This is a genomic window from Halomonas sp. BC04, from assembly GCF_000568385.1.
On sequence record NZ_AZQX01000183.1, the window covers coordinates 1 to 7012 of the forward strand.

5 protein-coding genes and 2 pseudogenes are annotated in these 7012 nt (G+C 62.3%); 3 read left to right on the forward strand and 4 right to left on the reverse strand.

All coding sequences use genetic code 11. From position 1 onward, the window contains the following. Positions 1-256 precede the first annotated feature (256 nt). Both Q427_RS13145 and Q427_RS31325 read left to right on the forward strand, forming a co-directional pair. Entirely contained in the window at positions 257-1687 is a 1431-nt protein-coding gene (locus Q427_RS13145; protein WP_051496354.1) for a methyl-accepting chemotaxis protein, read from the forward strand. Between the two features lie 17 nt (positions 1688-1704). Next, complete coding sequence (locus Q427_RS31325) at positions 1705-1848, forward strand: hypothetical protein (protein ID WP_155833562.1); 144 nt, start codon at positions 1705-1707, stop codon at positions 1846-1848. 64 nt (positions 1849-1912) lie between these two features. Here the strand turns inward: Q427_RS31325 and Q427_RS13150 are convergent, their stop codons facing one another. Beyond that, positions 1913-2728 (reverse strand): acyl-CoA thioesterase, encoded by an 816-nt coding sequence (locus Q427_RS13150; RefSeq protein WP_043514564.1) that lies wholly within the window; start codon positions 2726-2728, stop codon positions 1913-1915. A 64-nt stretch (positions 2729-2792) separates the two neighbouring features. Here Q427_RS13150 and tadA point away from each other — a divergent pair. Beyond that, positions 2793-3268, forward strand: a pseudogene (tadA, locus tag Q427_RS13155) (tRNA adenosine(34) deaminase TadA). Here the strand turns inward: tadA and Q427_RS28865 are convergent. From Q427_RS28865 to mltF, 3 genes and pseudogenes are all read right to left on the reverse strand, one after another. Then, positions 3263-4774 (reverse strand): GGDEF domain-containing protein, encoded by a 1512-nt coding sequence (locus Q427_RS28865; RefSeq protein ID WP_197030631.1) that lies wholly within the window; start codon positions 4772-4774, stop codon positions 3263-3265. The pseudogene tadA and the gene Q427_RS28865 sit on opposite strands and share 6 nt — an antisense overlap. 32 nt (positions 4775-4806) lie before the next feature. Then, complete coding sequence (locus Q427_RS32275) at positions 4807-5214, reverse strand: hypothetical protein (RefSeq protein WP_197030632.1); 408 nt, start codon at positions 5212-5214, stop codon at positions 4807-4809. A gap of 40 nt (positions 5215-5254) precedes the next feature. Continuing rightward, positions 5255-6725, reverse strand: a pseudogene (gene mltF / locus Q427_RS13170) (membrane-bound lytic murein transglycosylase MltF). Positions 6726-7012: the final 287 nt, after the last annotated feature.

Genomic DNA, 7012 nt, shown 5'->3' on the forward strand with positions numbered 1-7012 from the left:
AATGAATATTCCATCAGACTCTTTCTACAGCTTTCTGATTGCTCCTTGTGCAGCGTCGCAGAAGTGAATGAAACGTTTCCGTGTGGAGCGGATTTTCTGGTGGTGTGGCTCATGTAATAGCAAGTTGCCGGGGCTCGTGCGTATTGCATCAATAGGGAGGCGGCAATGGCTCTTATCATCAAGACAAGACTCCTCATGCGAGGGGCGAAACGATCGCGGTCTACAAACGCGCAGCAACGGCTACGAGGGGGCTGGCATGCGCAGTGATCTTCCCATTACACAAGTCGAGTATCCGCTGGCGGATGACGATCTGCTGATTTCCCGCACCAATCTCAAAGGACAGATCACTTACGCCAACCCGGCATTTGTCCGGGTCAGCGGCTTCGGCTTGGAGGAGTTGTTGGGGGCCAACCACAACCTGGTGCGACACCCCGATATGCCACCGGCGGCGTTTGCCAACTTCTGGGCAACTATCCAGCGCGGTGAGGTGTGGTCCGGGCTGGTCAAGAATCGGCGGAAGAATGGTGATCACTACTGGGTGCGCGCAAATGTGGTAGCGCTCAAGGAGCAGGGGTGCGTGGTTGGTTACGCCTCGCTTCGTGTCAAGCCCACGGCTGCGGAAGTCGCTCAGGCCGAGGCGATCTACGGCGCCTGGAGCGAGGGAAGGGGCAAAGGCTACACGTTACAGCGGGGCCAGATTGTCCGGCGCCAGCCACTTGCCTGGTTCGCCGGGCTGCAGTGGCGCTCAACGACCCTTCAAATGCGACTTCTGACCTTGGTGGCCGTCGCGATCATCGGAGGGCTGGTGTTCCATCAGTGGCGGTTGTCCTACGAGCCGTTGCCGCTCGGGGCTGGCTTAGCGGGGCTTGCCCTGGTGCTAGGTCTGGGCATGGGGGTCTGGGCTCGCATCCCTCGAGCTATTGAGGGGCTGAGGGGCTTCGTGCTCCAGGTGGCGGCGGGCAACCTGACCGTTGAGTCCCCCGCTCTGGGCCGTGATGATACCGGCCAGTTGGTTGAGGCCCTGGCAACCATGAAGAAGGGACTGGGCAGTATCGTCCAGGATGTCAATCGTGGCACCGAGCGGGTCAGCCCCTCGGTGGCGGGAATTCGCCAGAACAGCACTTCGATCACTCGGGCAAGCGATGAGCTGGCTACTTCGGTTCAGCAGACGGTGGCTAGCACCGAACAGCTTACCGCCACCGTCACACAGAATGCCGACAATGCACAGCAGGCCAGCCGGCTGGCGCTGTCCAACGTGCAGGAGGTGCAGGGTGCCGGCGAGGGCATGGCCCGAGTCGTCCAGTGCATGGCTTCCATCACCGACAGCGCCAAACATATGGCAGAGGCTGTTTCGCTGATCGATGCCATCGCTTTCCAGACCAATATCTTGGCACTCAATGCCTCGGTCGAGGCGGCACGAGCCGGCGAGCACGGCAAGGGCTTTGCCGTCGTAGCCAGCGAGGTGCGCATCCTAGCCAACCGTTCCTCTGAGGCAGCCAAGGAGATCCGCCGCTTTATCCAGGCCGCCAACGGTGAGATCGAGACGGGCGCCAGGGTGGTGATGGATACCGAAGCGGCCATCGAGCGGGTGGTAGAGGCAAGCAATCACGTCAATGACATCATGGGTGAGATCAGCATGGCCTCGACGGAACAGAGCAGCGGTATTGCCCAGATCGCCAGCGCCTGAGTGATATGGAGCGGGGGGTGCAGCATACGACGAGCCAGTTGCAGGCGACCGATGCGGCCACGCAGAGCCTTGCGGTGGAGACGCATCAGTTGATCAATGCCATTCGTGCCTTCCGCACTGTCAGCGATGGTCTTGAGTTGCGTCCTGAGATTTCGGCGTAGCTGACGGACGTCTGGCAACGAAGGCTTCGGCATCGCTCCAAGGTCCCGTGCCCTTCCGGGGCCTTTACTCGCGTAGCCTCGTTAGCCCCTCCTGGGCTGTTGAGGCCACCAGCCGACCATCCCGGTCATAGATGCTGCCGCGTGCGAAGCCCCGTGCTCCGCCGGCCCAGGGGCTATCCATGTCGTACAGCAGCCAGTCGTTGATCTTCACGTCATGATGGAACCACAGCGCGTGGTCGAGGCTGGCGATCTGCAGCCTGGGATCGCGGAAGGTGATCCCGTGAGGGACCAGCGCCGTGGTCAGCAGGTTGAAATCCGAGCTGTAGGCCAGCAGGTAGCGGTGCAGGGCGGGGTCGTCGGGCATATCGCCGGTCAGGCGAAACCAGAGCCGCTTGCGTGAGGGCTGACCCGTCTCGGCCTCGTCTCCCAGGTGGAGAAACTCGATGGGGTGGCCGGGAAAACGTTCCAGGCGAGCCGAGGGGTCACTGTCCAGGTCTTCGGGAAGCGTGACCTTTGGCATGGCCATCTGGTGGGCCATGCTCTGCTCGCTGCCATGGAAGGAGGCACTGCAGAAGAAGATCGGGCGTCCCTTCTGGATGGCGGTGACGCGTCGCGTGGTGAAGCTGGCGCCATCGCGTACGGCATCCACCTGATAGACTACCGGGCGATGGGGATCGCCGGGGCGCAGGAAGTAGCCGTGCAGTGAATGAACCTGCCGCTCGGCATCCACTGTCTGCGTGGCGGCCGATAGCGCCTGCCCGAGTACCTGGCCGCCGAACAGCTGGGGCAGGCCGAGATCCTGGCTGTGGCCGCGGAACAGATTTTCCTCGATCTCTTCCAGGCCGAGCAAGGCAACGAGAGCATTCAGGGCGTCGCTCATGGGAATCCTCAGGGACGTATCATACGATTGTTTAATGGCATCAGCATACACGGAGTCCGAGCCGATGCGCAGTGACGAATTCTACATGCATCGGGCGCTGGACCAGGCCCGGGAAGGGCTGGCTGCCGGCGAGGTGCCGGTGGGTGCGGTAGTGGTGGATGCATCTGGTGACATCGTTGGAGCCGGCTACAATTCGCCGGTGTCTTGCCATGACCCCAGTGCCCATGCCGAGGTTCGTGCACTGCGTGACGCGGGAGCCGGCTGGGCAACTATCGGCTCGACGGCTGCACGCTTTACGTTACCCTCGAGCCCTGCCTGATGTGCACCGGGGCGATCATCCACGCGCGCCTGGCCAGGGTCGTCTATGGTGCGGCGGAACCCCGAACCGGCATGGTGGAGTCCAAGGCCAACCTCTTCGTCCAACCCTGGCATAACCACCGGGTGCAGGTGGAAGGCGGGGTCCTCGCCGCGCGAGCGTCGCAGCTGCTCAAGGCGTTCTTCGAAACTCGTCGTGAGGCGACCAGGAATGACGAGTCATGATCCGGCAGCAGTCAGTTCCGGTGCGGCCATGACTCGGTTGCGGCCCTGGGCCTTGGCGCGGTAGAGCGCGTCATCGGCGGCTTGCATGAGAGCATCCAGTTCGAGAGCACCTTCCAGCAGGGTGACCGTACCGATACTCACCGTCAGCCTGCTGCCATCATGGTGGCGGAGGTTGGCGTCATGGAGCCGCTGTCGTATGGACTCGGCGATGTCATAGGCTTCGTCAGCAACCTTTTCAGGCAGGCAGGCCACGAACTCCTCACCGCCGTACCGAGCGAACAATCCCCCATGGGCTTCCGTCACCTGGTGTCCGATCTCTCCCAGTTGGTTGAGGTAACGATCTCCGACCAGGTGGCCAAAGTGGTCATTGATGCGCTTGAAGTGGTCGATGTCGCAGATAAGGATGCTCAGTGGCCGAACTTTTCTGTTCGCCTTCAGCGTTTCCATGAAAAGCCGCCTATTGGGAAGCCGGGTGAGTTCGTCGTGGCGTGCCAGCCACTCAATCTCTTGCTGTAGCTCGGCGCGGGTGCGCATTTCGCGGCGCAGCTCAACATTGGATGAATGCAGTGTCCGGTGTTGCCGGGCCAGGCTGCCGTAGGCATAAAGCACGAGATACAGCAGGTAGGCCAAGGTAAGGCCGATGGTGAGGCTGGCGATGGGATAGCGGTCGTGGCGCTCCAGCAGGCTGGTACGATCTGGCTGGACACTGAGGCTGAGAGGCTGGCCTGCCACGTCCAGCAGGGTGTCGTACCGCCAGGGGCCCAGTGGCGTTTCGGGGGTCTGGCTGGCGAGAGTTCGTTCTCCTTCGGCAAGGACAAGGGCGGTGCGCCGTGTGTCGACTTCGTTGAACAGGGTTTCTGCCAGGATCGGCAGGCTCACCACCATGGCCACGGCGCCCAGGGTGCGATTGGTATCACGCGGTATCGGCAGGTAGTGAATGATGCCAGGGACGCCCTGGAGCAACTCGATGACATCGGTGCGGCCGACCTGTTGTTCAAGCAGCGCCCGGCTCACGGCTTCGCGGCCGGCTGGCTGTGCATCGAACAGGCGTGCGCCGATTATCCCGAGGTTGATCGTACTCTGTGGATAGACGCGCAGGATTTCGCTGTCCGGATCGATGAAGGCGATGTTGAGGAAATAGCGAAAATCTTCATGATAGGGCGCGGCTTGCCTGGCCCATGATTCCTGGCTGGGAGCCTGGTCGAAGAGGGTCCAGAAGTTGGCAAAGCGCCTCATGGCGGCAAGATGTTCCTTGATTTCGGATGTCAGTCGATCCGCCAACTGCTGCGATTCAGACCTGACCTGAGCATGTAGCTCCCGCTCGGTGAAGCTCTTCTGCTGATGCCAGAGCAGGATGGAAAGAAGCGCCAGGATCAACGACGGCCACAAGGCACGATGGACGATGGCAGCCTTTGTCTTCCAGCCCGGCAGGGCGGCCAATACCTGTGCCCCCAGCAATCCCCAGAGGGCCAGTTGTTCCCATGGGCTGGACGCATAGCGCAACACGGGGCGAAGCGAAGCACCAGCCTGGCTGAACGTCAAATTACTGAGAAGCAGTAGCGCAGTGATCCCAAGGAGCAGGGGCCCCCAAACCGGATCCTCGCACGAGTGGCACAGGCCATGATGAGAAAGGTCAATGCGAGCGCCAGCAGCAAGGATGGCCGCCATGACTCGAGCTCGAGACCGAACATGAGTCGCTGACTCCAGTGATCCCAGGCGGCTAGCGGGATCCAGTACGCCGGCAGCATATAGCTGAGCAGCGTCACAATGAGCGGTATCAATGCCATTGCCAATAGCACTCGGGCCGACAGGTGCCATCCCGCCAGCATCATCAACTGGGCCAGGGCGACAATGCTTATCAGCGCAGGCTGACTGACAGCATAGGCAGGGCTGTCTCCGGCAAGCACATGATAAAAGCCAGCCAGCGCAGCCAGCATCAGTGCCATGCCTGTCGTCAGTGATGCGGGGAGGCTCATGTCGAGTCTCTCATCGAATCGGTGGCACGATCTCGAACAGCAGGCCGTCGTCATCGACGGCCTCACCATTCAGGTCGTTGAGCTGAAGATACTGCTGCTGGCTGCGATCGACATAGGTCAGGATCTCGTAATAGCGGCGGATATTGCGCACGTAGATCACCGGCTCGCCGCCGCGGGCGTAACCATGGCGGGTCTGGCTGTGCCATTCCCGTTTCTGTAGCAGCGGCAGGGCTTCGCGGACGTCCTCCCAGCGATCGGGGTCGCCGTCGAGCTGCTCGGTGATCCGGCGTGCATCGTAGAGGTGGCCCAGGCCGACATTGTAGGCGGCCATGGCCATGAACAGCCGGTCTTCACCCTGGATCGAGTCGGGCAAGCGATCCTTGACGTGTCGCAGGTAGCGCGAGCCGCCATCGATGCTCTGTGCCGGATCCAGGCGGTCATCGACGCCCATCTCGCCGGCGGTGGGCAGGGTCAGCATCATCAGGCCGCGAACACCGGTGGGGGAGGTGGCCTCGGGGTCCCAGTGCGACTCCTGGTAGCCCAGTGCCGCCAGCAGCTTCCAGTCGAAGCCGGTGTTGCGGGCGGCCTCCCGAAACAACGCCGTATAGTCGGGCAGACGCTCATGCAGGTGGGCGATGAAGACCCGGGCACCCACGTATTCCAGGTAGTCGTCGTGACCGAAATGGCGGTCGACCAGGTCGTCGAGAACGCCCTCTTGCTGCAATTGCTGAAGGAAGCGGTTGGCCTCCTGCTGCAGTCGCAGGCCGCCATGTGCAGGGAAGGCCCAGGCCATGGAGAGTGGCTGGCCGATCGTGAAGCCGCGCTCGACGCCGGGAAAGAAGATGCGGTTGATCCGGAACTGATGGTCGTAGAGCACGGGCGGCATCGAGATTGCCACTCTCCACGCGGCTGAGCAGTTCGGGGACCTCGACGTCGGGCGATTCACGCCAGCCAAGTTCGGGATATTCAGCCTGCAGTTCGCGCAGGGCCTGGTCCGCGCCGGAGCCGCGGATGGTGCCGATCTCCAGGCCGGCCAGGCCTTCCGGTTCGTTGACCGGCGGCAGGCCGCGCCGATAGACCAGCACCGGCTGCAGGTCGAGAATCGCCCGGCTGAAGATCAGACCTTCCAGCGTCGGATCCAGGGGCAGCGTGGCGGCGCCCAGATCCCCTTCCCGGCGCACGGCGTCGATCACACTCATGATGTGGTGGCTGGCGTCCAGGGTCAGGCTGACGTCGAGGTGGTCGGCAAAGCGGCGCATCAGCTCGTACTCGAAGCCGGTCGGGCCATGGCGGCCTTCATAGTAGGTCGTCGGCGTGTTCCGTGTGTGCACGCTGAGAAAATCCCGCTCACGCACGGCCTCGAGCAGGTCGTTTGGCGGGGTGAAAGGCCGGTAGGGCATCAGGTACAGTATGACACCCAACAGCAGCAGGGCAGCAAGGCGCAGACGGCGCTGCGCTTGTCGACTCATGGGTTCGGGCATTTAGGCGACGATCGGCGATGAGGGCTTTACGATAACGTTACAAGGAGCCGGTGTCATCCGGCGGATTTCGCCCCACCCCTGCTTTCCAGTATCATGTCCGCTTTCTGCGCCGCGTATGCGGCCCCTTCCTACGCTTGCTTCAGAGGCTCCAACGACATGCTCGAACTTCGAGGCGCGCCTGCCCTTTCCGCTTTCCGTCATGACAAGCTGCTGGCTGCCCTGCGCGCGCGGTTCCCGAGGTCGAGTCCCTGCACGCCACCTATGTGCATTTCGTCGATCACGACGGC

Coding starts and splice junctions, on each gene's coding strand:
- Q427_RS13150 (WP_043514564.1), bottom strand. CDS start 2,728: ATGAGCGACGCCCTGAATGCTCTCGTTGCCTTGCTCGGCCTGGAAGAG.
- Q427_RS13145 (WP_051496354.1), top strand. CDS start 257: ATGCGCAGTGATCTTCCCATTACACAAGTCGAGTATCCGCTGGCGGAT.
- Q427_RS32275 (WP_197030632.1), bottom strand. CDS start 5,214: ATGGCACTGATGCTGGCTGCGCTGGCTGGCTTTTATCATGTGCTTGCC.